Raw genomic sequence first — 24591 nt, forward strand, 5'->3', positions numbered from 1 at the left:
ACATTAACCTATTAATCGACCTAATTTTTTTCCACCCAATAAATGCATATGGATATGAAAGACTTCTTGCCCTGCATCTTCATTACAATTCACAATTAAACGATAACCACTTTTATCAATGCCTTCTTGCTTTGCAATTTTTGCGGCAACAATCATCATATGCCCAAGCACAATCTCATCTTCTTCTTGAACGTCATTAACGGTAGGGATAAGTTTATTTGGAATAATTAAAATATGCGTCGGAGCTTGAGGCGATATATCACGAAAAGCGGTCACTTTATCATCTTGAAAAACAATATCAGAGACAATTTCTTTCCGAATAATTTTACTAAAAATAGTTTCCTGAGCCATCATATTTCTCCTTTTATTGTATGCCTAAGAATAAAAATTTACATTAGTTCAAGCATAACATATTTTGATATTAATAATGTATAGATATCGTTACATTTTAGCGTTCAGCCATTTATTTCAATATAAAAAATAATGGTAATACTAGTCTACTTGCTGTTTTATTAAAATACTTATGTTTAATCAGAAGACAACAACATTATTGTCAAGAATGATTAACCAAAACAATTTTTAAATATAAATATATCATATTTTGTAAAAATTATTCAGGAGTCTATACCATTTAATTGTTATTTTAGTCTGAATTTAACTTCTAAACATAAATTCAGACACAGTAGGGAACATCCTTAATATATTCATTTGTCAATTAAAATAAGTTGATATATAATGCCCCGTCGATTTCAACCGCTTATTTTCATGTTCCTTGCTTTCAATGGGTTGCGGTTGCCCCGACAGAAAGCTGATTAATCCGTAGGGAGCGATAATGCGTCATTACGAAATAGTATTTATGGTTCACCCAGATCAAAGTGAACAAGTACCGGGTATGATTGAACGTTATACTGGTACATTAACCGCTGATGGTGGTAAAATTCATCGTTTAGAAGATTGGGGTCGTCGTCAATTAGCCTATCCTATCGAAAAACTGCACAAAGCACATTATGTGTTAATGAACGTTGAAGCAACTCAAGAAGCTGTGAATGAGCTTGAAGATAACTTCCGTTTTAATGATGCAGTAATTCGCAGTTTAATTATGCGTACCAAAAATTCTGTAACTGAAACTTCACCTATGTTAAAAGCTAAAGATGAGCGTCGTAACTCTGAAGAAGATTTTAGCGAAGTAAACATGGACGATGATTCGGACGAATAATCGTTTAGTGTTATCGGGTATTGTAAAAAAAACACCGATACAAAAAATGAGTCCAAGTGGGATCTCGCATTGTCAGTTTTATTTAGAACATGTTTCTGAACAAATTGAAGCAGAACTTACCAGACAAGCATGGTGCATAATGCCCGTAATTGTCAGTGGACAACAAGAGTTAAGTTACATAAAAAAAGGCAGCAAAGTTTTAGTGAGCGGTTTTATAAGTACCCACACAAAACGCAATCAAACAAGTCAACTTGTTTTGCATGCTGACCAAGTTAAACTATTAGGAGAATAGCCAAATGGCACGTTATTTCCGTCGTCGCAAATTCTGCCGTTTTACAGCAGAAGGCGTTAAAGAAATTGATTATAAAGATGTTTCTTTATTAAAAAGCTATATCACAGAAAGTGGTAAAATTGTACCAAGCCGTATTACTGGTACTAGCGCAAAATATCAACGTCAATTAGCTCGCGCTATCAAACGCGCTCGTTACTTGGCATTATTACCATATACTGACAACCATCAGTAATTAGCAACAGAGGGAACATATAATGCAAATTATTCTACTCGATAAAGTTGCTAATTTAGGCAGCTTAGGTGATCAAGTTAATGTTAAAGCGGGTTACGCACGTAACTTTTTAATTCCACAAGGTAAAGCAGTACCAGCAACTAAAAAGAATATTGAATTCTTTGAAGCGCGTCGTGCTGATTTAGAAGCAAAACTTGCTGAAACATTAAAAGCCGCTGAACAACGTGTTAACGAAATTAACGCACTTGAAAAAGTAACCATTGCTTCTAAAGCAGGTGACGAAGGTCGTTTATTTGGTTCTATTGGTACTCGTGATATCGCTGATGCAGTTAAAGCTCGCGGTGTTCAAGTATCAAAAAGCGAAGTTCGTTTACCAAATGGTGTATTACGTACAACTGGTGAACACGAAGTGTTCTTCCAAGTACACAGCGAAGCTTTTGCTAAACTTATTATTGAAATTATTCCTGAATAATTATCATTCAATAAAAAAACCCGTCAAACTGGCGGGTTTTTTATTATGTATTAGTAACAATTTTTTACTACTATTAAATAAATTGCTATAGCAACAAGAATGTTATAAAAATTTTATTCTACAATTATTGCTTTACCTCGACCACGGATATCTGATACAGCATCAGGTTTATTATTGGTAATTTTTATAACCTGAATATCTCCACTAAAATCTTGTTGATAAAAGCTATATCCCATCTGCTCAAGTTCAGTTTTCAATTGCTTTGGTACATTATTTTGAAAACTTTCGATATAAATAACATTGCTTGGTAATAATTGATGATGATAACGCGGCGCTTGTACAGCTTGTTTCAAAGTCATATGGTTATCAAAAACATTGGTTACAACTTGAAAGATAGAGGTAAAAATCCTTGAGCCGCCCGGTGTACCAATAACCATTACCACATTATTATCTTTAATGAAGATACTGGGTGTCATCGAAGATAAAGGTCGTTTATTGGGTTCTATTGCATTTGCATCTTTACCTACAACACCAAACTGGTTAGCGACACCAGGTTTACTACTAAAATCATCCATCTCATTATTTAGTATAATACCAGTACCTTGCACAACGACAGCAGAACCAAACCAACCGTTCAGTGTATAAGTATTAGAAGCTGCATTGCCCCATTTATCCACAATTGAAAAATGGGTTGTTTGTAATTTTTCTCCATTATCTAAACCAGGTTTAACGTGTTCTGTATTGGAAATGCTTTTTGGATTAACTTGTTTAGCCCTTTGAGCCATATAATGAGTATTGATTAATTGAGAAACGGGTACGGTTACAAAATCAGGATCTCCCATATATTCCGCTCGATCGGCAAAAACACGTTTTTCTATTTCTGCCATTAGGTGAATATATTTTGATGAATTAACTTTAACACCTTCAAAATCATTCGCTAATTCTTGTTTCATTGATAATAGTTGAATTAAACCTACCCCGCCTGAACTCGGTGGTGGTGCGGTAATAACTTGCATATCTTGCCAATTTGCAACTAAAGGATCTCGCCATTTTGCTTGATAATTGGCTAAATCACTCTCCGTAATTAAACCATCATTTTTTGCCATTTGCTGTGCAATTAATTTAGCGGTTTCTCCTTTATAAAATCCATCACTACCTTGCCTTGCAATACGTTCTAATACTTTTCCCAGTTCAGGTTGTTTAAACATCTGTCCTTCTTGCATAGAACCAAAATAGTGCTTAAAGTAACCATTGGCTGGTGCCGTTGGTTCTATTTCTTGATAACGAGTTATTAATTGCTTATTAACTCTGAATCCATCATTAGCAAAACGAATCGCTGGCGCCATAACTTCTTTCCAACTTAACCGACCAAAGCGTTGATGAACAGCCCACATTCCCGCAACAGTACCTGGAACACCTGACGCTTTATGAGAATATAAACTCAGATTGTCGATTACATTTTTTTTACCATCCAGAAACATATCTTTATCTGCTTTGCTAGGTGCAACTTCACGATAATCCAGAAAATAAGGTTTTCCTTCGATCCAAAGTGTCATAAATCCACCACCACCTATATTACCCGCTTCAGGATAAGTAACCGCTAATGTAAAAGCTGTAGCGACAGCCGCATCGACAGCATTCCCCTCTTTGGATAACATCTCTTTGGCAGCGATGGCACCATAATAATCAGGAGAGGCAACCGCACCTGCTTCGAATTTAGGTTGAAGATTTTCAGCGGAAATAGCTTGCTGACTTATCATTAAAAACGCAATAAAACAGCTATACTTGATCAACCTACGTTTAAGATAGAACATTTTAAACCTCCTAAAGATAAATAATTAACATCTTCCCATAACTCAAAAAAATAAATTTTATATTGTGAATTTAATGAAAGAGGTAATAATCAATATAGCATAGAAAATCAAAGAGACGAGCAAATAATGATCAGCACAAATAAAAGCAAGACTGTCTAACTTTGTACTTTATTTAAGTTTTAGGCTGAAATTTAGAAAAATAAAAAGAGCATAAATAATGACATACAATTATCTACGCTCTTTTCAATCCATTGGCAATTAAGCTAATTGCTCTTGATTTACAGATTTAGCCTGTTCTTCTTTATATAGCTTGTTGTCATAAATTTTTACAAATGGAAGATAAATTATCAGTGCTAAGATTGCAGAAAGTATGGCTACAAACATAGCTCGATAATCACCACCAGTACCAATAAACGCACCTAAGCCCATTGGAGATGGCCAAGGTATCAACGCAATGATTGGATTCATAAAACCTGAACTTATAGCAAAGTAGCCTAGAGTACCGCATGCCATTGGAGCTAATAAGAATGGTAAAGCAAGATATGGGTTATATACAATTGGCATACCAAAAATGATTGGTTCATTAATGTTAAAAATCGCAGGAACCGCTGAGGCACGACCTAAAATCTTTAATTGGCTTGATTTAGCACAAAAAGCAATAAAGAATGTCATAAGAAGTGTTGAGCCCGAACCACCTAAAATGACCAATGAGTTATTAAATTCACCCGCAAACGGAATGGCTGCTCCACCAACATTTTCATTCATATTGCTAAGCATTATCGGAGTAATAAAGGCACCGATAATACTTGCACCATGAATACCAACAACCCAAAGAGCATGGATTAAAAATAGAATCACCATAATGCCAAGCCAGCTTTTAGTTAAATTGGTTACAAAGATAAACGGAATGCCGATGATATTAAAAATGTCAGTACCAAAATAAATCAAAACACCATTTAAAATAATAACTGTAAATGCAATGATAAATGTTGGAATAAGTGCAGTAAATGAGCGTGATACTCCTAATGGAACGGTTTCAGGCATTTTAACTACCAAATTACGACGTACACACAGAAAATAAAGTTGTGTTGCTAAAATTGCCATGACAATTGCAATAAAGATACCAGAAGTTCCTAATCGAGCGACAAAAGGGCTTAGGCGTAAGCCGTTATAGACAGTTGCACTTTGATCATTAAATAACACCATCGATCCGTTTTGCATAACTAATTCTGGTAATGTCATGATGAAAGCAAAAACAGATAGCATTGCGCCATTAAGAGCATTAACTTTTAAACCAGTCTCTTCTTCCTCGATTTTAGTTAATTCATAACCGACAACAATGTTAAAATAAAGTGCTAATATTCCCATTGTTGCAGTATTAGCTATCATATAAAGATCTCTTACTCTGAAAACAGAATTATCAAAAGCTGTTTCCAATCCAGTAAAGGTCATCGGTAACGTATTAAACACTAAAAACATCGAGCCAACGATACAAAAAGGAACTGATGCCATTCCCGCCGCCATTACGGCTCGAACAATCTTAAACTGCGATATTTTTGCCATCGGAGTCATTAGATATTTTTGTAACAACACAAATCCGTTATTCATTTTGTTTTCCTCATTTAATTAATGATTTCTTGATAAGCTTGGATTCTTTTAAAATGTTTATCCTCATTACGCTCAATTTTTTTCAGTTTAATCAGTATAAAAATAGTAAAAACTAAGCTTGCTGCCAAAATTCCTAATAATACGTTTAAAGCCTCTTGTGAATATTTTAAAAATGGAAAGAAAAAGTGAAATAATGGGGTATAAATTGAAACAATTAACGTAATGATACTTATCAACATTATCCTATAGAAAAGACTAGCATATCGTAAATGGTTTTGATGATTTCGATAAAGTCTAATTTGCTCAAAGCTGGTTAAGGTAGCAAGCAAAATGAGCAATAGTGGTAGCACAATGGCAACAGATAAGCTCCCCATAAAAAAAACAGCCCAATAGAGGTTTAAAAATAGAAAAAATGCCGTGGTATAACGAACCGCTAAAAAACGATTAAAATAGAGATTAGTCAAACTCATTTTTTTATGCGTTTTAAGTTGGCTTTCTAATTGAGAATCCATAGCTGACCTCTTAATTAACGGGATAACTTGTATGTTTGTTGATATAGATGAGACATCTCAATAGCAATTTCACGAAGCGTCATTGTGGTCATCAAATGATCTTGAGCATGAACCATGATAATTTCCATTTCAATTTTAGTCCCATTAGCATAAGATTGAAGTAGCCCTGTTTGCGACTCATGGGCTTCTAAAATCTCATCATTCGCTTCATCTAAAAGCTGATTAGCTTTATCAAACTCACCCTTTCGCATCAATTCGAAAGCCGAATGGATTTTGGTTTTAGCATTACCACTGTGCAAAATAATATTGAAAGCAGTAATTTGAATATCCTCTGAGCTCATTTTGTCATTCATTGCTACGCTCCTTTTTCAATTAGTTGGATAAAAAGTGATTTAAATTGATTAAAATCTGAAATGTCTAACATCGCCTGTTGCATGGGTAAATCATCAATTAAGTTGACGATTGCTTTTGTCATCATGGCTAAGTTTGAATTTTGATAAATAGATGGTGAAATCATAAAAACAAATTTGACGTTCTGATAATTGTCATCCCAAAACAAACCATCGGGAATCACGGCAATGGCTATTTTCGCTATCTTGCCAACCGGTATAGCAGGATGTGGAACCACAATTGTGGGACTAAAGAGTATTTCGCCAATGGCCATACGTTTTTCCATTTGCTTTTTCATCTCTTGTTTGAAGTTTTTAACTTCATTAACGGATAATAGATCAACTAAATGATCTAATACGGTTTGTCTAGTTGTCTTTCGATGGCACAAATAAAAATAATCAGCGGCAATATCATCAAAAATCTGAGCAATATAATTTGAATGATTTTGCTTCTTGTGTTCTGTTGTTATTGGTAAGGAATCTTTGTGTAATAAATTGGGTGCTTGTCTATGAGAAAGATATCGACGAATTGCTTGAACATCCTCTTCACCAAAAAATACTGATACATGAAATACGGGGACTTTAAATACTTTTGATGATAAATCGACAGATGAAATAATAAAGTCAATATCATTTATCATTTCGGGTTCAATTTCATAGTAACCACGGGTTGCAACTATTTTTACACGCTCATCAAATTCGCTCTGGACCCGACTTTTTAATAATTGTGCACTGCCTACTCCTGTTGCACAAATGATCAAAACTTTAGCCTTCTGTTCGTTTTTTAACTTTTCAAGTGAAGCTAAAAAATGCAGCGCTAAATACCCCCATTCATCATCATTGACCTTATATTTATTTAAACTAGGTAATTGACTTAAATAACGTTTAACTAACATAAAAACATCTAAATATTGATCCTTAATTTCATCTATTAATGGATTTTCTAATTTTATATTTTGTTCTAAACGCACTAACATAGGTTTTAGGTGTTGAATTAATCCATTTTTTAATTGTTCATCATGCCAAAAAGGGTAGCCAGTCTCTTGTTGAATTTTTAAAAGTAAATTGGTTAATGACGAGCAGAGTTCATCATCAAGAACATCTTGAATTAAATTAGATTTACTCATCAAATGTAAAGTAAGATACATTTGCTCTTCTTTCGGAAAGTGAAAACCAATTACAGATTCAATGCGTGCAATGATTTTATTGGCAACTTGGTATTCAAGCGTTGTACTGGTTGAAACGGGCAAATCAAGATTTTGAATAGAAAGTCCTGATTGTAAACGCTTAATGCTTAGTGATAGATGCAATACAATATTTTGAATCATTACATCAGATAATTTGATATTTGCTTCACGACACTCATCTAAAATAATGATAGTAAGAGTATCAAAGCTAATAGCTTCACATGATTGATTGAAATAAGATAAATGGTGTAAAAAATTAATCGAATCTTCATGGAAAAAGTAACTCATTATAAAATGACGTTTGGCTTTTTCTTCACCGTCGACAAAAATTAAAGATCGATTTTTTTTAAGGGTTAATTCATAAGCCTGTAATTGAGATTTTATCTCAGCAATATCTTTATTTAATTGTGATGAACTAATATATAGCTGTTCAGATAACTCTTCAACATCAACTTTTTGACTCTCTAGTAATAACAAATTAAGGATAAAATGTTTCCGCTCACTGGCTTCACGACATTGAGATTGTTCAAGATTTTTATCTAATAAATGATGTTCAATTAAAAATAAGTTAAACGAAGTTCTATCTAAAATTTCTAACTGGAAGCCATAGCCTTGCTTACTGACTATATTACCGCCATTGCGTTCAATTAAACTTTTTAAATCTTTAAGGTAAGTACGTACAGTACGGTCAGATAAGGATAATTCCGTAGCAAGTTCTTGACTACTTTTATATTCATTTTTAGAACGAACTAGTAAACTAATGAGTTCTCGTTGTTTATGTTTTATCATTATCTACTATACCTAAGCTATTAACTAAATCTATCCTAAATGGTTAAATTATTAAAATATCACTTAAAAACTTGAACCATTTTTATGATGCGATCATTTAATTAAGCAATCGCATCATATTTAGATCGGTAGAACTGGGATTTTCTTAATTTTTAATTAATATTATCCTCAACTAATTTAGCTAACTGCTCTATACCCGATTGGATAGGGATATAGGCTTGAAATGGAATACTGACTACTGGTTTACCTACTTCATCACCTAATGCTTTTAATTTATCAAACATCATCATGGTTTGAGGGCTAATTAAAAACAGTGCAAAATCACTATTTTTAATCATATTACTGCCTTGTGTTGCCGATACCGCATCAAGTTCAATAGATTTATTTTGGCTAGCAAAAAATTCAGTTACCTTTTTAGCCATAAGTGATGATGACATACCTGCAGCACAAATAATTAACGCTTTTTTCATAATCTCTCCTAATGAATTTTATCGTTATAAAGTTTCACCATTTGACTCAATGACTTTTTTATACCAAGCAAATGAATCTTTTCGACTACGTTTTAAGGTTCCATTGCCTTTATTGTCTTTATCGACGTAGATAAAACCGTAACGTTTTTCCATTTCGCCGGTTCCTGCTGAAACTAAATCAATACAGCCCCAAGGGGTATATCCCATCAAATCAACGCCATCTTCTTCAACGGCTAACTTCATTTGTTTTATATGCTCACGTAAATATTCAATTCGATAAGTATCATGAATACTTCCATCTGCTTCAACTTTGTCATAGGCACCAAAACCATTTTCAACGATGAAAAGTGGTAAACGGTAAGTATCGGTTAACCAATTTAATGTATAACGTAAACCTTCAGGGTCAATTTGCCACCCCCAATCGGATTTTTTGACATACTGATTGCCGACTAAATCAGTTTTTTCATTATAATCAAAATGGTCATTACCCTTATTGTGTCTAACCACATTCGACATGTAATAACTAAATCCAATATAGTCAACTGTTCCTTTCGTTAACACTTCCAAATCTTGTGGGGTAATATCAAGTTTAATGTTTTTACGTTGCCAATATTTTTTTATGTAATTTGGGTATTCACCATGAACATGGACATCAGTAAAGAAATACTTACGTTCCATGACTTTTTGAGCCATTAAGATATCGCTTGGTTTGCATGTTTCTGGATAGATTGGTACTAAAGCAATCATACAACCAATCTCAAAATCAGGATTAATCGCATGACCAATTTGTACCGCTTTAGCACTAGCAACTAATTCATAATGTGCGGCTTGATACATGATTTCTTCGCGATTATCGCCTGGTTTATAATAAATACCAGAGTTAGTGAATGGGGCAAAATCTTCGTTAAAATTAGCTTGGTTATTGATTTCGTTAAAAGTCATCCAATATTTAACTTTATTCTTATAGCGATCAAAACAAACGGCAGCAAAGCGCACAAAGAAATCAATTAATTTTCGATTTCGAAAACCGCCATATTCGGTAACTAAATAATAAGGCAACTCAAAGTGCGAAAGGGTAACAACTGGCTCAATGTTATATTTCAAACACTCATCGAAAAGATCATCATAAAACTTCAGACCTTCTTCATTTGGTTCAAGCTCATCACCTTTCGGAAAAATACGAGTCCAAGCAATTGAGGTTCGAAAACATTTGAAACCCATTTCAGCAAAAAGTTTAATATCATCTTTGTAATGATGATAAAAATCGATAGCTTCATGATTAGGATAATATTCTCCCGGAATAATGCCTTCCGTGATTTTTCGATAACTTTTTGGCGATCCAACAGTCATCACATCAGCAACACTAGGACCCTTACCACCAGCTTGCCAAGCACCTTCTAATTGATGAGCGGCAACAGCTCCTCCCCATAAAAAACCTTCTGGTAAACCTTTATTATTCATAATCAAGTACCTATATTTATTAACATTTCAACTTCAGTATAAAAGGAAAAATAATTAATTACTAACCAACTTTTTCCTTATTGATAAGGAAAAATAATAAATAAAAACATAATAAGGAAAATTTATCTTACATTAAGATAAAGAGATAAAATTGGAGAAGAAAAGATAAAAATGCCATCTAATTAGATAGTTAAATAGTAAAATTTGGCAGTTTAACTTTTTTCTTAATTACTGCCATTTTTTAAAATACGATTATAACAAATAGAATTTAACTATTATTTTGTTCAAACAGGCGCATTGCTAACAGACCGTGAGCCATGGTTGCGCCAGCTCTTACCGATGCGGAAATCGAAATCAATTCAGCCAACTCATCAACGGTTGCCCCTGCTCGTTTTGCACCTTTAACATGAACATCAATACAATAAGCACATTGCGTCGTAAGTGCTATAGCTAATGCAATTAATTCTCGTGTTTTTGTTGGAATAACTCCATCAGTTCGCTTAATCGTCTGCTGATCAAAATGTATAAATGCTTGGGTTTCATTGGGTGCATATTTCAATAATGAAGCAAGATATTTAAAATCACTACTTGATTGATAATTACTCATGTTATTCTCCTTTTTGTATTTGTCGTTTTTTAATTAAACCGAAAAACCAACAAGCAGGACAGCCTCGTAACAAAATAACTGCACAAAGAATAAAAAACAGTTGTGTAACAAGTGAAAGTTGAAATACAAAGACTCCTATAATCAATATAACTGCATACAACCCTCTTATTAAATCTAAAGTTATTGAATTACGACAATACATAATGCTCTCCTATTGTTAATTTAAATATTAGAAATTTTTTGTGAATTAATTTGTTCTTTTATTATTGTTCTAGCTCGGTGCAATCTGCTTTTTACGGCTTGGACACTAATGCCTAATTTGGTCGCAACTTCAGGAGAGGAATATTCCTGAACATCTTTTAAAATTAGGACTTCTCGATAGATTAATGGCAAAACAATAATTGCATTAATTAAGTCAATTTTTAGATCCATATCAAGGTATGTTGCAGGCAAATTATCAAGTTCAAAGTCTGAATTAATAGTTTTTGAGCGCCTAATTTTAAATAACCGATAGCATTCTCGTTCAACTATACGAAATAACCATCCTGTAAACGTTGCTACTGTTTTTAACATCCCTATTTTTCGATATAACTGCCATAATGCAATTTGAACAGCATCCTCAACATCTTCTGAGGTTGAACATGTTCTTCGAGCGAATCGTTTAATATCGGGCTGACAAATCAACAATAACTTTTCAATTGCTTGTTCATCTCCCTGACAAGCTAATTTGATTATTTGTTCTCTGTTTTTACTCATGTTTTTTTAATCTTTATTTAATCCGTCATACTCGAATAGTAAAATTAAATGAATTTAATATCATTTTATTTATTAAATAACATACATATATAGAGGCTTAAAAAAGCAAAAAAGGTTCACAGTTTCAATTAATTTTTTTGAATGGTTATGTTTAAAGATAGGATTGATTAGATAAGCGAATATGAAAGTTTAAATTTTAGATAACTAACATAATATTTATTTTATCAAATAGATAATATAACTATTTAATTTTAAATTGAAGATCGATATTAATATTCAATGTTATTAAAAAATAATTTTTAAACAATCGACAATAATTAAATAAATACTTCAAATTCTTTTGCATACTTTGTAGGGATAAATTCTATCAGTTCATACTCGGCAATGTAGTGAATATAGAACGGATCTTCTTGTATGATTGACATGGCTTGTTCATGACTATCAGCACAACAAAGAATTACACCACCTTTGCGAGGTACTTTGCGACCAGAAGCAATAAAATGCCCTGATTGATAATAGTGTTCTAGATAATCAATATGTTGTGGTAAATATTTTTCTACTTCATTAATGGGTTTAAGATAGGTAAGAGAAAAAATAAACATTTTAATTCCTTGATTTAAATATAAATTAAGCCAACCATACATGTTGGCTTAGATTTTATACTATCTTTTTATCGATTATTAATCAATAGTATTAATAAATGTTAAAACAAAGAATATTTATCATTTAGGTGATTATTTAGCAACCCATTTGCCATTTTCATCTTTATGATAAAGCTTCTCCACCGCCGACCAAGCAACTCGAAACGCAATTTGTTCAGACGAACTATTGTCTCGTCGTTTTTTAGGATCTTGATACTCTTTTATTGCATTATTAAAAGCTTCTTTAAAAATATCTTGAGCATGGGCAGGTAAAACATGTCGAACCGATTCAGGTAGATCATCTCGTGTTTGATAAGGCATATCACATTTCCCCTCTTTAAATTACTCACTAAATATTGATAATTTTAAACGGTCATTGCGAACTTTACTTTCAAAACAACTTACTTAGATTGAATTTATTCTGATTTCACAGGAAATACAAGGATAATTACTTAATTAATCCTTTTTGTTTACATTTAAATCGACTGTTTACTTAACTTGAATGAGCGGTGAATATTTTACACCGCTAAATAATAAGAAATTTATATTGTTAATTTTTACGTTAATGATTAACATCAACCACAAAACGTCCTTTAATTTGTCCAGCTATCATTTTATTAGCTACGTCAGAACATTCATTTAACATAACTGTTTTGCCTATATGAGAAAATAGTTTTTCATCAAAATATTGTGCTATTAATTGCCATGCAGCAACCCGTTTATCATAGCTAGCCATCACACTATCAACACCTGCTAATGTCACGCCACGTAAAATAAAAGGCGCAACCGTTGCCGGTAAATCCATACCTTGAGCAAGACCACAACAAGTGACAATACCACCATATTGAGTTTGTGCACAAATGTTTGCTAATGTATACGAACCAACCACATCAATTGCTGCTGACCATTGTTCTTTTTGTAATGGTCGATTAGGTTCTTTCAATGATTGGCTATCAATAATCTCGACCGCACCCAGTTTATGTAAATAATCTTCATCCGTCATTTTACTGGTTGAGGCGGTGACCTGATAACCTAATTTACTCAATAATGCGATAGCAACTGAACCAACGCCACCTGTAGCGCCTGTAACTAAAATTTTGCCATCTTCTGGTTTAACGCCAAAATCAACAATACGCAAAACACATAAAGCAGCTGTATACCCTGCAGTACCAATAATCATTGATTGATAAGGAGTTAGATTGCTTGGTAATGGAATTAACCAATCTGATTTCAAATAGGCATATTGAGCAAGGCATCCCCAATGTGTTTCACCGCACCCCCAACCATTCAAAATAACCAAATCATCTGGTTGATAACGGCCACTTTGACATTCAATTACCGTCCCTACACCATCAATACCGGGAACCATTGGCCATTGTCTAACAATAGGACTTTTATTGGTCAATGCTAATGCATCTTTATAATTAATACTTGAATATTGTATTTTTACTAAGGTATCGCCTTGTTGTTGAAGTAGTTGTTGTTTCGTTATAGTTTTCAATGAATGGGAAAAACCTGTAACCTCATTTTTCTCTAAAATAATGGCATTGAATGACATACATATTCCTTATTGTGTAATGGATAATAAACCAATAGATAATTGACTCACAGAAATAGTTGGCTCGTCAGTTAGATAATTTAATTACTATTAATAGACGATTGGTCTAAAAATTATAGACCGTTCGTCTAGTTAAAAGCAATAGATTATATTTGGATAAGGTTTAAAAAAATAAATTTATAATATATTAGGATTTTACATTCTATTTAATCATCATATTAATGAAAACAGTTATAAATGTATCTAACGGTTCTGATTTTTTTAGCAATTTGCTTCGTGTTACCGCACCTTCCCAACCTAACCAAAAAAATTCAGATAATAATTTACAATCAATTTTTGCGTTAATTTCACCTGATTTTTTTGCTAATTCAAGGCATTTTTCTATTTTAACTTGCCAACTTTGCAGAACCTGTTCAAGCAGTTGCGCATAACCTTGAGGTAAGAGTGATTCTTCTTGAATTAATTCGCCAATTAAGCATCCACGATTATAATCATACTTTGCCATACCTTGCTTTGCATCTTCGTAAAAAGCTTTAATTCGGGCGATAGGTGATTTAATCGACGAATCATTTAAATGTTTATCTAATTTATGAGCAAAAAAACTGTCATAACTGGCTATGATTGCTTTTCCAAAGTCTTCCTTACTTTTGAAGTAATAATAAAAGGAACCTTTGGGCACGCCTACCTGCTTTAAAATATTTTCAATATTTGATGAAATGTATCCATATGTGGTCATCAATTCTACTCCACTACGAATCAATGCAGATCTTGTCTCATTACCTTTTTTTGTATTACCTTTTTTGGGAAATGTCGAAGCAGAAATAGTTTGATTAGATGGCATAATATTCCAATATTTTACGTGAATATAATTGATTGAATTTTGAATTATGATAAATAGTCATATCAATAAATGCAATAATTTGCCTGATGACTATATCTATTGGTTAATAAAAAAGCCTGATAAATTTTTTTATCAGGCTGTTGAGATAAGTATAAGCTAACGGTTATCTACATATTTTAAAACTATTTTGTCTTATTACGTTGAACTTTTTCTGATACTGCACCGATAAATACGACATCACTAGATGAATTAAGTGCAGTTTCAACAGAATCTTGAATTACACCAATAGCAATCCCAATACCAATGACTTTTGCTGAAATTTCGTTAGGTATACCAAACATACTACAAGCAACAGGAATAAGCAGTAAAGACCCGCCTGCGATACCGGATGCACCACATGCGCATATGCTCGTCACAATACAAAGTAATACCGCAGAAAAAATATCCACTTCTATATGCAAAGAATTAACGGTCGCTAAAGTTAAAATAGTGATAGTAATTGCCGCACCTGACATATTAATAGCCGCACCTAATGGTACTGCTACAGAATAGGTATCTTCATCCATTTTTAATCTTTTGCAAATTTCGATATTAACCGGAATATTTGCTGCTGAACTACGAGTAAAGAATGCTGGGATGGCACTATCTTTTAATGAAGTCAAAACGAGTGGAAATGGATTTTTACGCATAACAATATACGCTAATAATGGATTAATAATTAATGCCACAATTAACATACAAGACACTAATACGACTAATAGATGGGCGTATTTAAGTAACTCCCCAAAACCTGTTTCTGCAAGAGTTGAAGCAACTAAACCAAATACGCCTAATGGTGCAAAGCGAATAATTATTCTTACAATGAATGAAATTGCTAAAGACAGATCGTTCATCATTGTTTTGGTCGTTTCACTTGAGTGCCTTAACGCAATCCCAATACCAACACCCCAAATGATAAGACCAATATAGTTAGCATTAACCAATGCATTTACTGGATTGTCGATCATTTTGTTAAACAACGTTTTTAATACTTCAATAATACTACCTGGAGGGGTTAATTTGCTTTGGTTAGCGGCATCTCCTAATGAAATAACAGAAGGAAAGATAAAACTAGCAACCGTTGCTAATAATGCGGCCAACATCATTCCAGAAAAATAAAGCGTAAGAAGTTCACCCATATTAGCGCGTTTACCATGTTGGTGATTGGATATTGAAGCAATAACTAAAATAAGAACCAAAATAGGAGCAACGGATTTTAAGGCATTAATAAAAAGTGCTCCAATGAAGGACATATCTAATGCAAGATCTTTCGAAATAGCGGCTAATGCAATACCTAGAATTAATCCTAATATAATTTGCGGTATCAGCCCTACTTTAAAATAAATACGAACCAATCTATTAGTTGAATGAGGCATAGTATTTCCCTATATAATAATTTAACGGCAAAACATTACCATAATTGAACAGTAAAACTATAAAAAAATTATTATGATAACTATTTTTTATATCACATTATTCAATTATTAAGATTTGTTATTCCTTTTTATATATAAGGATATTAAAAATGATTGGCGAGAGATCATGATTTTATAAAAATTTAAAAAGTAAAAAATACCAGCAAATCATTGTTTTTGCCAATAATTAGACAGTAACATTTAAAAAATGTTGGACGATTTCCATGTTAAGCAACATTTTAAATATAATTGATTAATGGACAACTTATCGTTATACATCATAACTTTAAAGATATTATTAATTGTGTAATAAATTTAGAAAATATCTAGGCTAATTCTTAACAACAACTCCTTTACCTGTGATAAAAAACTGATTACCCGCTATATAATGCAACGTCTTCATTTCATTACTTATCTCATCAAACTGCCAATGGCCATTTTCATAAAGATGATCTTCAGCCCATGCACCTACAACTTCACCAATTAATAGATCGTAATTTTGCTGGTTATATTCTTCAGGGATCAGAAAACAGATCAACCAAGCAGCATAGTCTTTTACGAGAGGTACATCAAAACCATCTTGTTAAAATAACTCAATGTGGTTATAGGCTAATTTGCTTGGATTATCAAAATAACTTTGTGTAACTGCGCTAATAACTTGTTCAGCCTGTCTGGCAATGGGAACTTGTATTGCAAATTTCTAGCTCTTTTCGATAAGTTGCTGTGTGAATGACTTTTTGTCTAGTAACTGCTGTCAATTTTGCAGGAAACATATCTAATGTGCAGATCCATGATGCAGACATAACATATTCAGTATTATCATTGTTTGTTAAACAATTACCGTTGTCCCATGACTCAGTAAACGATAAGATTTATCAAGAAGTACAGGACGAATCGTCATTTTATTCTTTTTTTTTAATATATTAGTCAATTCTTTTAGATTTTCTCTAAAAAATACCGAAATTGGACAATAGTAATCTGATAAAATTATTATATAAATCGAAATGATTTGCACTTTAAATCATAACTGATCCTTTGTATTTAATAACAGAGTTTTAAACATTTTCAAAATCGCTTAAAACATCAATATTCATACAATAATATAATTATCATCTAACAGAATCCTCAATGTTTTATTATTAATACCAAAAAATAATCATATACAAATAACGCAACTTCTAATATGCGATAAATTAAAATTGCAATAGTATTGTTCAGTAAATTATCTTGTAACTAAAGTAGATAAAAAAGCAAATCAATCTATCAAACCTTAATGAATTAAAAAAATTTACAGTTATCAAAAAATGTATTGGAATTTATTCTAACTAAATTAATCCTAATAAAACTATCTGATGACGTTTAATAATTAAACTAAACGCAAACGATAGATGATTGTTTGTAAAGTTGTTGGCATACAAAACTTTATTTTAACTGATTAATATTTTTAGCTTTACTAAATAATATAATTGATAAATAATCATAAAATACAATAACACTCGGTATTTTCAGTTAATTTTTTGTAGAGGTGATCATTATGATAAAGATAAAATTAAATAATGGGATCGAGATGCCAACTTTAGGATTTGGTGTTTATCAAATTGATGAAAAGCATTGTGAACAAGCAGTATTAGATGCAATTGATGTCGGTTATCGCCTGATTGACACTGCAACCGCTTATCAAAATGAACGACAAGTCGGAAATGCAATTAAAGTTAGTAGGATTGACCGAAAAGATCTATTTATTACCACCAAACTTTGGTTAAACCGAGCTAGTTATGAAGGTGCTAAAATCCAATTTGAACAATCATTAAATTTATTACAAGTGGATTATATTGATTTATATTTAATCCACCAACCTTTTGGTGATATTTATGGTGCTTGGCATGCAATGGAAGAGCTCTACGAGCAAGGAAAAATTAAAGCCATTGGTGTCAGTAATTTTCAGCCAGATCGTTTAGCTGATTTAATGGCCTTTAATAAAATAAAACCTGCTGTAAATCAAATAGAAGTTAATCCATTCAACCAACAATTACAAGCAGCTCCTTGGATGCAAAGTAAAACGATTCAGCCTGAAGCATGGGCGCCCTTTGCTGAAGGAAAAAATGATATTTTCAATCATCCTGTATTAACAGCAATTGGTAATAAATATAATAAATCAGTTGGTCAAGTTATTTTACGCTGGTTAATTCAACGCCAAATTGTCTGTTTAGCAAAATCAGTGAGAAAAGAACGTATGACCGAAAATTTTAATATATTTGATTTTGAACTTTCACATCAAGATATGATCGATATTACCGCAATTGATACTGCGACCAGTGCATTTTTCTCACATCGAGATCCTGCAGTTGTAGAGTGGCTGACTAAACGCCGACCTAATATTTAACTTTAAAATTGTAATATAGATTTAATATTAATAAACATCATGATCGCCTCCCAAAAAGGGGGGGGCTTTTAACCCCTTTAAAAAGTATGAGTTAATTTTATCTATGTCTAATGATAGTAAATATTTAGTGCAACAAGTTGATTGCATTCTAAACAATCCTTATTTTATGACAAAGTAAAATCCAGATCTTTGCTAGAAATCCTATAACAATTTATCTTTAAGATTAAAATATAAAAACTGTAATATCTCTTATTAATCCAGCTGTGTGACATTCATATCGATAATAATACGTTCAGATATGGTTATTCTAAATCAAGTTGTTTGAATAAAGTTTTTGAAAAATATTTTTTGAATGATATTATTAAAAATAATTAAAAAAACCGGTATTCGCTATGCCATACCGGTTTTTTATGTTTTAGTGAAAGTTTATTTAACAATTACCAATTAGCCCGAATACCAACAGATGCGCTAATCGGTGCTTTGACTCTTGCATCCCCTCCATTTGTCCAAGTATGGCCGATTTCTGTATAAGCGCTGAATTGATTATTAATTTCAAAACTCCCACCTATTGCCATTTCTGAACTTAAATATTTAGCACCATTACTAAATTCCGTAGCAGCATTTTTACTAGCAAAGGTTACATGATCAGCACCACTTGGTGAATAGAACAGGTTAACACGAGCATAAGGACGTAATAACGTATCGTCCATTTTGAAATTACCTTCAAAACGAGCACCAATTCTGAACAGCACAGCATTATTATTACTATGTTTTACTTTGGTATCACCACTAATATGGCTATCGTGCATATCAAGCCATTGATGTATGATTTGGGCTTGTGGTTCAAACTTCCAGCCATTAGCCGATAAGATAAATGGTTTACCTGTTTCAATTGATGCGCTTAAGCCATAGCTTTTTTGTTTGCTGTTTTTATTACTATCAGGTTTTACATTGATACGATGACGAGCCCCTTGTAAAACAATATCAAAATAAGTACCATTGTCTTGCATATAAGTACTATAAGCACCTAAGAAGTAGGAATTTATACCATTTTTACCCACTTGTCCATTTCGACCACTAGCAAATCCATTAACGGTCATATTACCATACAAATAGCCAAAATAAGCACCCAGTCGCCAATTGTCTTCTTGCCAAAGATCACTTCCCAATTGAAAACCAGTATAGTTTCCTTTGCTTTGAATATTAGTAATGCCATTTTGTTCTACATCAATACGTTTAGTTATAATTCTACCCCAACTTATTGGTGAATCTAACAACGGCATATTACCAATACGTTGATGTAAATTACTTTGCATAATATTTTCTGCTAAGCGAAGTTGTTCTGCGATTGCTCCAAATAGAGGAACTTCTTTACGATAAGTTTTTATACCTGCTGGTTTAACTGGTTTTCCTGTATCTGGATCAATACTTGGATCGACTGGTTCCAAAGGATCGATTGGATCTGTTGGATGTGTTGGATTCGTTGGTCCTGTTGGATTTGTTGGATTTGTTGGATTTGTTGGATTCGTTGGGTTTGTTGGATTCGTCGGGTTTGTCGGATTCGTTGGATTCGTCGGGTTTGTCGGATTCGTTGGGTTTGTTGGATTCGTTGGGTTTGTCGGATTCGATGGGTTTGTCGGATTCGTTGGGTTTGTCGGATTCGTTGGGTTTGTCGGATTCGTTGGGTTTGTCGGATTCGTTGGGTTTGTCGGATTCGTTGGGTTTGTCGGATTCGTTGGGTTTGTCGGATTCGTTGGGTTTGTCGGATTCGTTGGGTTTGTCGGATTCGTTGGATTTGTTGGGTTTGTTGGGTTTGTTGGGTTATTAGGTAAATTATTGCGTAAATACCAGTTGTTATTTTGGTTGTTAAGATCTCCTTTATGCAAATAATACTCATATGCACCAACATCTAAATGGTCTTGTTGCATTTTGAATGCATCATTCGTACTTACTCCATCGACATGGACTAATTCAATGCCATTAGTATTACTCGTATCAGCACCTAACCCATTAATATTATTAATTTGTATAAATGTGTTTCCTGAAACATTACCGTTTACTAATAATCGATCTGTTGGACTATCACTATTTTGAACGACGGTATCAAGCACTAATTTCCCATTATATCCAACATAATCGCCAGCAATAATCAAACTGTCTCCTGCATAGGAATTACCAAGTGTAATGGTCCCTCCATTATGAACACTTCCACTAATTTGTGATTGATGTAAAGTGGACTGAAGATCAACAATTGAGCCTGATTCAAGAGTTAATTTATCTGTATTTAAATCACCTGTTAATGTCAATTTACCAATCTGACTGAGATTAATATTTTCCCATCCAACGATTGATACATTTCCAATCGAACCGCTTGAAGTTGATGAGCCTATAAGATGAACATTAAGGTTAAGGGTATCATCGTCAGACGATCCACCTACGCGCGTAAATTTATTACCACCATCTATTGCGGTTAGTTGTGATATATCTGCTCCTTCATTAATAAACAATGTATCATTACCCTCTCCAAGTATAATTTGTCCACTAATTTTAGAACCATCATTTAGAGAAATAATTGAATCTGTGGTTTCGTTTTTTATTGCAATGTCACTATCCGATGAGACATCTGCACCCTGATTTAAATTTATATGGGTTTCTAACCCTTCTTTACCTGTGGTATAAATACCTGTTCCTGATTGTCCTTTTACCTTGCCAAAAATGTTAATCTCTGTAATCCCTGTACCACTATTGGTTGCCTCAATACCATTATCAAAACCATTTATGGTACCATCTGTTTGGTTTATTAATAAATCTGAGGCAGTATCGTTATTAGAGACTAATATTGCTGAACCGTTATTAGCAATGATCTTTCCTTCACTAACAATACGAGTAAAACCATTTCCCTGATTAGTGAAATTAATCCCATTTTTAGCACCTTGGATCTCACTATTAGATTCTTGTCTAAATGTTAAATTATTCGAATTAGAATAATTAGTTGCAATAATGGCATCTAAATTTTGGCTAATTATTTTGCCTGCAACTTTAAGACCTGTTGAACCTTGTCCATGATTAGCAAGATCAATACTATTAAGTTTACCGATTATTTCACTGTCTTGTGTCTGTCCAAATAATAAGTTATTGGTTGAGGATTGGCTTACAGCTGAAATAGCATTACTATTATTACCAATAACTTTTCCTGCTATACTTATAACGGTTGATCTTTGACCATTATTAACAATATTAATACCATTCTTATTACCAATAATTTCACCACCAGATTGAATTATGTTTAGATCTTTAGAATTAGTATTATTTGTTGCAAATATTCCGTCTTCTTGATCACTTATGACTTTACCTAAAGTAGTAATAGATGTTAAACCTTGTCCATTATTTTCAATTGTCATGCCATTGTGTTTACCGTTAATTTCACCTTCTAATTGGCTAACTTTAAGATCAGTAGTATTGTTGTTATTAAACGCATAAATACCATCATTAAGTTTTCCGATAACCTTTCCGGATGTATTTATTGATGTGGCACCTTTACCATTGTTAAACATATTAATACCATTTTGTAAACCTTGAATATTACCGGCTAACTGAGAAACAATTATATCTTGGGTATTTTGTTCATTAACAGCGGTCATACCATTGTTTTGAGTTCCAATAACATCATTAGAAGTTGTTATTGATGTAGTGCCGTTTCCTTTATTGTTAACATTAATGCCATTTAAATTACCTTTTATACTGCCCGCAGTTTGCATTACGTTGACATCTTGACTGTGAGTATCATTATTAACCAGTATTCCATCATATTCGCTACCCTCTACTTGTCCTGCGGTGTTAATGAAAGTTGAACCAGTTCCTAAATTATTAAAATTAATACCATTTTTTTTCCCTAAAATAGAACCAGATGATTGTTTGGCTGTTAAATTTTTAGTGTTCGTTTGAGTTATGGCATAGATTCCATTTTCTTGATCACCTATCACTTGTCCAGAGGTTGCGATGGTTGTTGTTCCTGTTCCTTTATGTTCTACATTAATACCATCAAGCTTACCATGAATATTACCTAGTGGTTGCCGAATATTAAGGTCTTTAGTATTTGTTTCATTAACAGCACTAATGCCGTAATTATTGTCACCGATTACATCGCCAGATGCGCTAACAATCGTCGAGCCACTACCTTTGTTATTAATATTTATTCCATTTGATTGGCCATGAATATTGCCTGCAGATTGATTTATTGTTAGTTCATGAGTATTCACTTCGTTAACAGCAAATATCCCATCATTTTGATGACCGGTTACTTCACCATTAGTCGTAATTAAAGTCGAACCGTTTCCTTGATTGGTCATATTAATACCGTTTAGTTCACCTTTTATACTACCAGTAGATTGACTAACGTTTAAATCGTTAGTATTTACACCACCAATACCAAATATACCATCTTTTTGTTGACCTTCGACATTACCATAACTGTTAATAGATGTTAAACCATTACCATTATTGACAATATTGATACCATATTGTTTGCCTGTAATATCGCCTTTTAATTGGTTGAAAGTTAGTTTTCTAGTATTGGCTTGATTGACAATAGCCACACCATCTTGCTGATTAGCTGTAATCGTTCCTGAAGTGGTTACAATAGTTGCCCCATTACCGCCGTTGATAGCATTGATTCCGTTTAATTCTCCACTAATTGAACCGGAAGATTGGGTAACCGATAAATCATGGGTATTACTATTATTATTTACAAATATTCCATCATTATTTTGCCCAGTAATCTTGGCTGTAGTTGTGATTGTAGTTGAACCATTACCCAAGTTATTAGCTTTTATTCCGTTTAAATGACCACTAATTGAACCACTGTTTTGTTCAATAACCATATTACCAGCATTTTGTTCATTGACGGCATTAATCCCTTCATTATCATCACCAATAACTTCACCTGCGGTTGTGATATGTGTAGTCTCTTTACCTCTATTGTCGGCATTAATACCATTTTTTTTACCATGGATGCTCCCTGCTGATTGGATTACTTTAATACCTTTTGTATCACCGTCGTTCACCACAACAATACCATCACTTTCGTCACCTACAACGGAATCTGAAGTTGTTATTGTTGTTGTTCCGTGACCATTATTAGCAACATTAATTCCATTCAAATTACCGTGAATGTCGGCTCCTACGGTCTCTATAATGTTTAAGTCTTGAGTATTAGTTGAGTTTGAAGCATGTATCCCATCATTTTGTTTACCAGTGACATTACCATTAATTGATATATTTGTTGATCCAGTACCATTATGATTAATATTAATACCATTTGTTCCACCAATGATATCTCCGGCAGGTTGGTTTATAACTAAGTTATCAACATCAGAGTTACTTGTGTAGGTATAACCATCGTCATTAGATTCAAGATGGTGTGGAATAGAGATTTCAACCGAACTGTTAAGATTTGCAGTACTCAACAGATGATTTAGATAATCACTACGTTGTAAACTTAATAAATTTTGATTTGCATATTGACTAGTAATTTTTGTCTCGCAACTATTATTTTTAAGAGATGTTTCGATACATTGTGCATAACTAACAGGTACCATTGCTGCGGTTAAAGTTGCTACAGATAACAAATTAACCAAAAATAATCGCCCTTTTGATTGCGCTTTTTCTGATGTTACAATGAAGGCTTTACGTCTAGCATTCCAAACTAACTTGTATACTTTATTCATTATTTCCTCCCATTCAAATCGACAATTAATTTATGCTGGAATTTAACCAGTTTTTATTTGAAAACTTGTACTGAATGAAACTCACTAATTTATCGATTTATTAATTAATAAATCGATAAATTAGTGTATTAACGAACAACTATTAATAGATATAAAACTTGGAAAAGGTTTAAGGGTTCTTTA

General features: G+C 33.0%; 23 protein-coding genes. 5 read left to right on the top strand and 18 right to left on the bottom strand.

Annotated elements, in window-relative coordinates:
• Positions 1 to 3: 3 nt before the first annotated feature.
• Entirely contained in the window at positions 4 to 351 is a 348-nt protein-coding gene (locus tag A9G17_RS03395; protein WP_065737504.1) for an HIT domain-containing protein, read from the bottom strand.
• Between the two features lie 481 nt (positions 352 to 832).
• Between A9G17_RS03395 and rpsF the strand changes: the two genes are divergently transcribed.
• From rpsF to rplI, 4 genes are read left to right on the top strand one after another with little or no spacing between them, the layout of a single operon-like run.
• Complete coding sequence (rpsF, locus tag A9G17_RS03400; protein ID WP_065737505.1) at positions 833 to 1216, top strand: 30S ribosomal protein S6; 384 nt, start codon at positions 833 to 835, stop codon at positions 1214 to 1216.
• Positions 1203 to 1508: a primosomal replication protein N gene (priB, locus tag A9G17_RS03405; RefSeq protein ID WP_363317501.1), complete on the top strand. Its 306-nt coding sequence runs from the start codon at positions 1203 to 1205 to the stop codon at positions 1506 to 1508. Before rpsF ends, priB begins: the two co-directional genes overlap by 14 nt.
• Before the next feature lie 4 nt (positions 1509 to 1512).
• Positions 1513 to 1740: a 30S ribosomal protein S18 gene (rpsR, locus tag A9G17_RS03410; protein WP_025314965.1), complete on the top strand. Its 228-nt coding sequence runs from the start codon at positions 1513 to 1515 to the stop codon at positions 1738 to 1740.
• 22 nt (positions 1741 to 1762) lie between these two features.
• Positions 1763 to 2212, top strand: a complete 450-nt coding sequence (gene rplI, locus A9G17_RS03415) for a 50S ribosomal protein L9 (protein WP_039129438.1) — start codon at positions 1763 to 1765, stop codon at positions 2210 to 2212.
• Between the two features lie 113 nt (positions 2213 to 2325).
• Here the strand turns inward: rplI and ggt are convergent, their stop codons facing one another.
• The 16 genes from ggt to A9G17_RS13155 form a co-directional block, all read right to left on the bottom strand.
• The gene (ggt, locus tag A9G17_RS03420; protein WP_442903428.1) at positions 2326 to 3972 is read right to left on the bottom strand and encodes a gamma-glutamyltransferase; all 1647 of its coding nucleotides are present in this window, start codon (positions 3970 to 3972) and stop codon (positions 2326 to 2328) included.
• A 312-nt stretch (positions 3973 to 4284) separates the two neighbouring features.
• Complete coding sequence (gene celB, locus A9G17_RS03425) at positions 4285 to 5634, bottom strand: PTS cellobiose transporter subunit IIC (protein ID WP_065737508.1); 1350 nt, start codon at positions 5632 to 5634, stop codon at positions 4285 to 4287.
• A 14-nt stretch (positions 5635 to 5648) separates the two neighbouring features.
• A complete protein-coding gene (locus tag A9G17_RS03430) occupies positions 5649 to 6146 on the bottom strand; it encodes a hypothetical protein (protein WP_065737509.1) in 498 nt (165 codons plus the stop codon).
• A gap of 14 nt (positions 6147 to 6160) precedes the next feature.
• The gene (locus A9G17_RS03435) at positions 6161 to 6499 is read right to left on the bottom strand and encodes a PTS cellobiose transporter subunit IIA (RefSeq protein WP_065737510.1); all 339 of its coding nucleotides are present in this window, start codon (positions 6497 to 6499) and stop codon (positions 6161 to 6163) included.
• 2 nt (positions 6500 to 6501) lie between these two features.
• Positions 6502 to 8511, bottom strand: coding sequence for a BglG family transcription antiterminator (locus A9G17_RS03440; protein WP_065737511.1), 2010 nt, complete (start codon positions 8509 to 8511; stop codon positions 6502 to 6504).
• Between the two features lie 152 nt (positions 8512 to 8663).
• Positions 8664 to 8981 (bottom strand): PTS cellobiose transporter subunit IIB, encoded by a 318-nt coding sequence (locus A9G17_RS03445; RefSeq protein WP_065737512.1) that lies wholly within the window; start codon positions 8979 to 8981, stop codon positions 8664 to 8666.
• A 24-nt stretch (positions 8982 to 9005) separates the two neighbouring features.
• Positions 9006 to 10442: a 6-phospho-beta-glucosidase gene (locus A9G17_RS03450; RefSeq protein ID WP_065737513.1), complete on the bottom strand. Its 1437-nt coding sequence runs from the start codon at positions 10440 to 10442 to the stop codon at positions 9006 to 9008.
• Positions 10443 to 10710: 268 nt separating this feature from the next.
• Positions 10711 to 11049: a carboxymuconolactone decarboxylase family protein gene (locus A9G17_RS03455; RefSeq protein ID WP_065737514.1), complete on the bottom strand. Its 339-nt coding sequence runs from the start codon at positions 11047 to 11049 to the stop codon at positions 10711 to 10713.
• Between the two features lie 222 nt (positions 11050 to 11271).
• On the bottom strand, positions 11272 to 11805 hold the full coding sequence (locus A9G17_RS03465; RefSeq protein ID WP_065737516.1) for an RNA polymerase sigma factor: 534 nt from the start codon (positions 11803 to 11805) through the stop codon (positions 11272 to 11274).
• A 317-nt stretch (positions 11806 to 12122) separates the two neighbouring features.
• A complete protein-coding gene (locus tag A9G17_RS03470; RefSeq protein ID WP_065737517.1) occupies positions 12123 to 12407 on the bottom strand; it encodes a YciI family protein in 285 nt (94 codons plus the stop codon).
• Between the two features lie 132 nt (positions 12408 to 12539).
• On the bottom strand, positions 12540 to 12767 hold the full coding sequence (locus A9G17_RS03475; RefSeq protein WP_065737518.1) for a ChaB family protein: 228 nt from the start codon (positions 12765 to 12767) through the stop codon (positions 12540 to 12542).
• Positions 12768 to 13008: 241 nt separating this feature from the next.
• Positions 13009 to 14004: an acrylyl-CoA reductase (NADPH) gene (acuI, locus tag A9G17_RS03480; RefSeq protein ID WP_065737519.1), complete on the bottom strand. Its 996-nt coding sequence runs from the start codon at positions 14002 to 14004 to the stop codon at positions 13009 to 13011.
• A 202-nt stretch (positions 14005 to 14206) separates the two neighbouring features.
• The gene (gene acuR, locus A9G17_RS03485; RefSeq protein WP_065737520.1) at positions 14207 to 14845 is read right to left on the bottom strand and encodes an acrylate utilization transcriptional regulator AcuR; all 639 of its coding nucleotides are present in this window, start codon (positions 14843 to 14845) and stop codon (positions 14207 to 14209) included.
• A gap of 182 nt (positions 14846 to 15027) precedes the next feature.
• The gene (gene sstT / locus A9G17_RS03490) at positions 15028 to 16260 is read right to left on the bottom strand and encodes a serine/threonine transporter SstT (protein ID WP_065737521.1); all 1233 of its coding nucleotides are present in this window, start codon (positions 16258 to 16260) and stop codon (positions 15028 to 15030) included.
• A gap of 370 nt (positions 16261 to 16630) precedes the next feature.
• A complete protein-coding gene (locus A9G17_RS13150; protein ID WP_218059749.1) occupies positions 16631 to 16837 on the bottom strand; it encodes a hypothetical protein in 207 nt (68 codons plus the stop codon).
• 124 nt (positions 16838 to 16961) lie between these two features.
• Complete coding sequence (locus A9G17_RS13155; RefSeq protein ID WP_216354798.1) at positions 16962 to 17102, bottom strand: hypothetical protein; 141 nt, start codon at positions 17100 to 17102, stop codon at positions 16962 to 16964.
• A gap of 731 nt (positions 17103 to 17833) precedes the next feature.
• Between A9G17_RS13155 and A9G17_RS03500 the strand changes: the two genes are divergently transcribed.
• Positions 17834 to 18682, top strand: coding sequence for an aldo/keto reductase (locus A9G17_RS03500; RefSeq protein WP_065737522.1), 849 nt, complete (start codon positions 17834 to 17836; stop codon positions 18680 to 18682).
• A 437-nt stretch (positions 18683 to 19119) separates the two neighbouring features.
• Here the strand turns inward: A9G17_RS03500 and A9G17_RS03505 are convergent, their stop codons facing one another.
• Positions 19120 to 24408, bottom strand: a complete 5289-nt coding sequence (locus tag A9G17_RS03505) for an autotransporter outer membrane beta-barrel domain-containing protein (protein ID WP_065737523.1) — start codon at positions 24406 to 24408, stop codon at positions 19120 to 19122.
• Positions 24409 to 24591: the final 183 nt, after the last annotated feature.

This window comes from Gilliamella sp. wkB7 (assembly GCF_001693435.1).
Lineage (GTDB): Bacteria > Pseudomonadota > Gammaproteobacteria > Enterobacterales > Orbaceae > Gilliamella > Gilliamella apicola_N.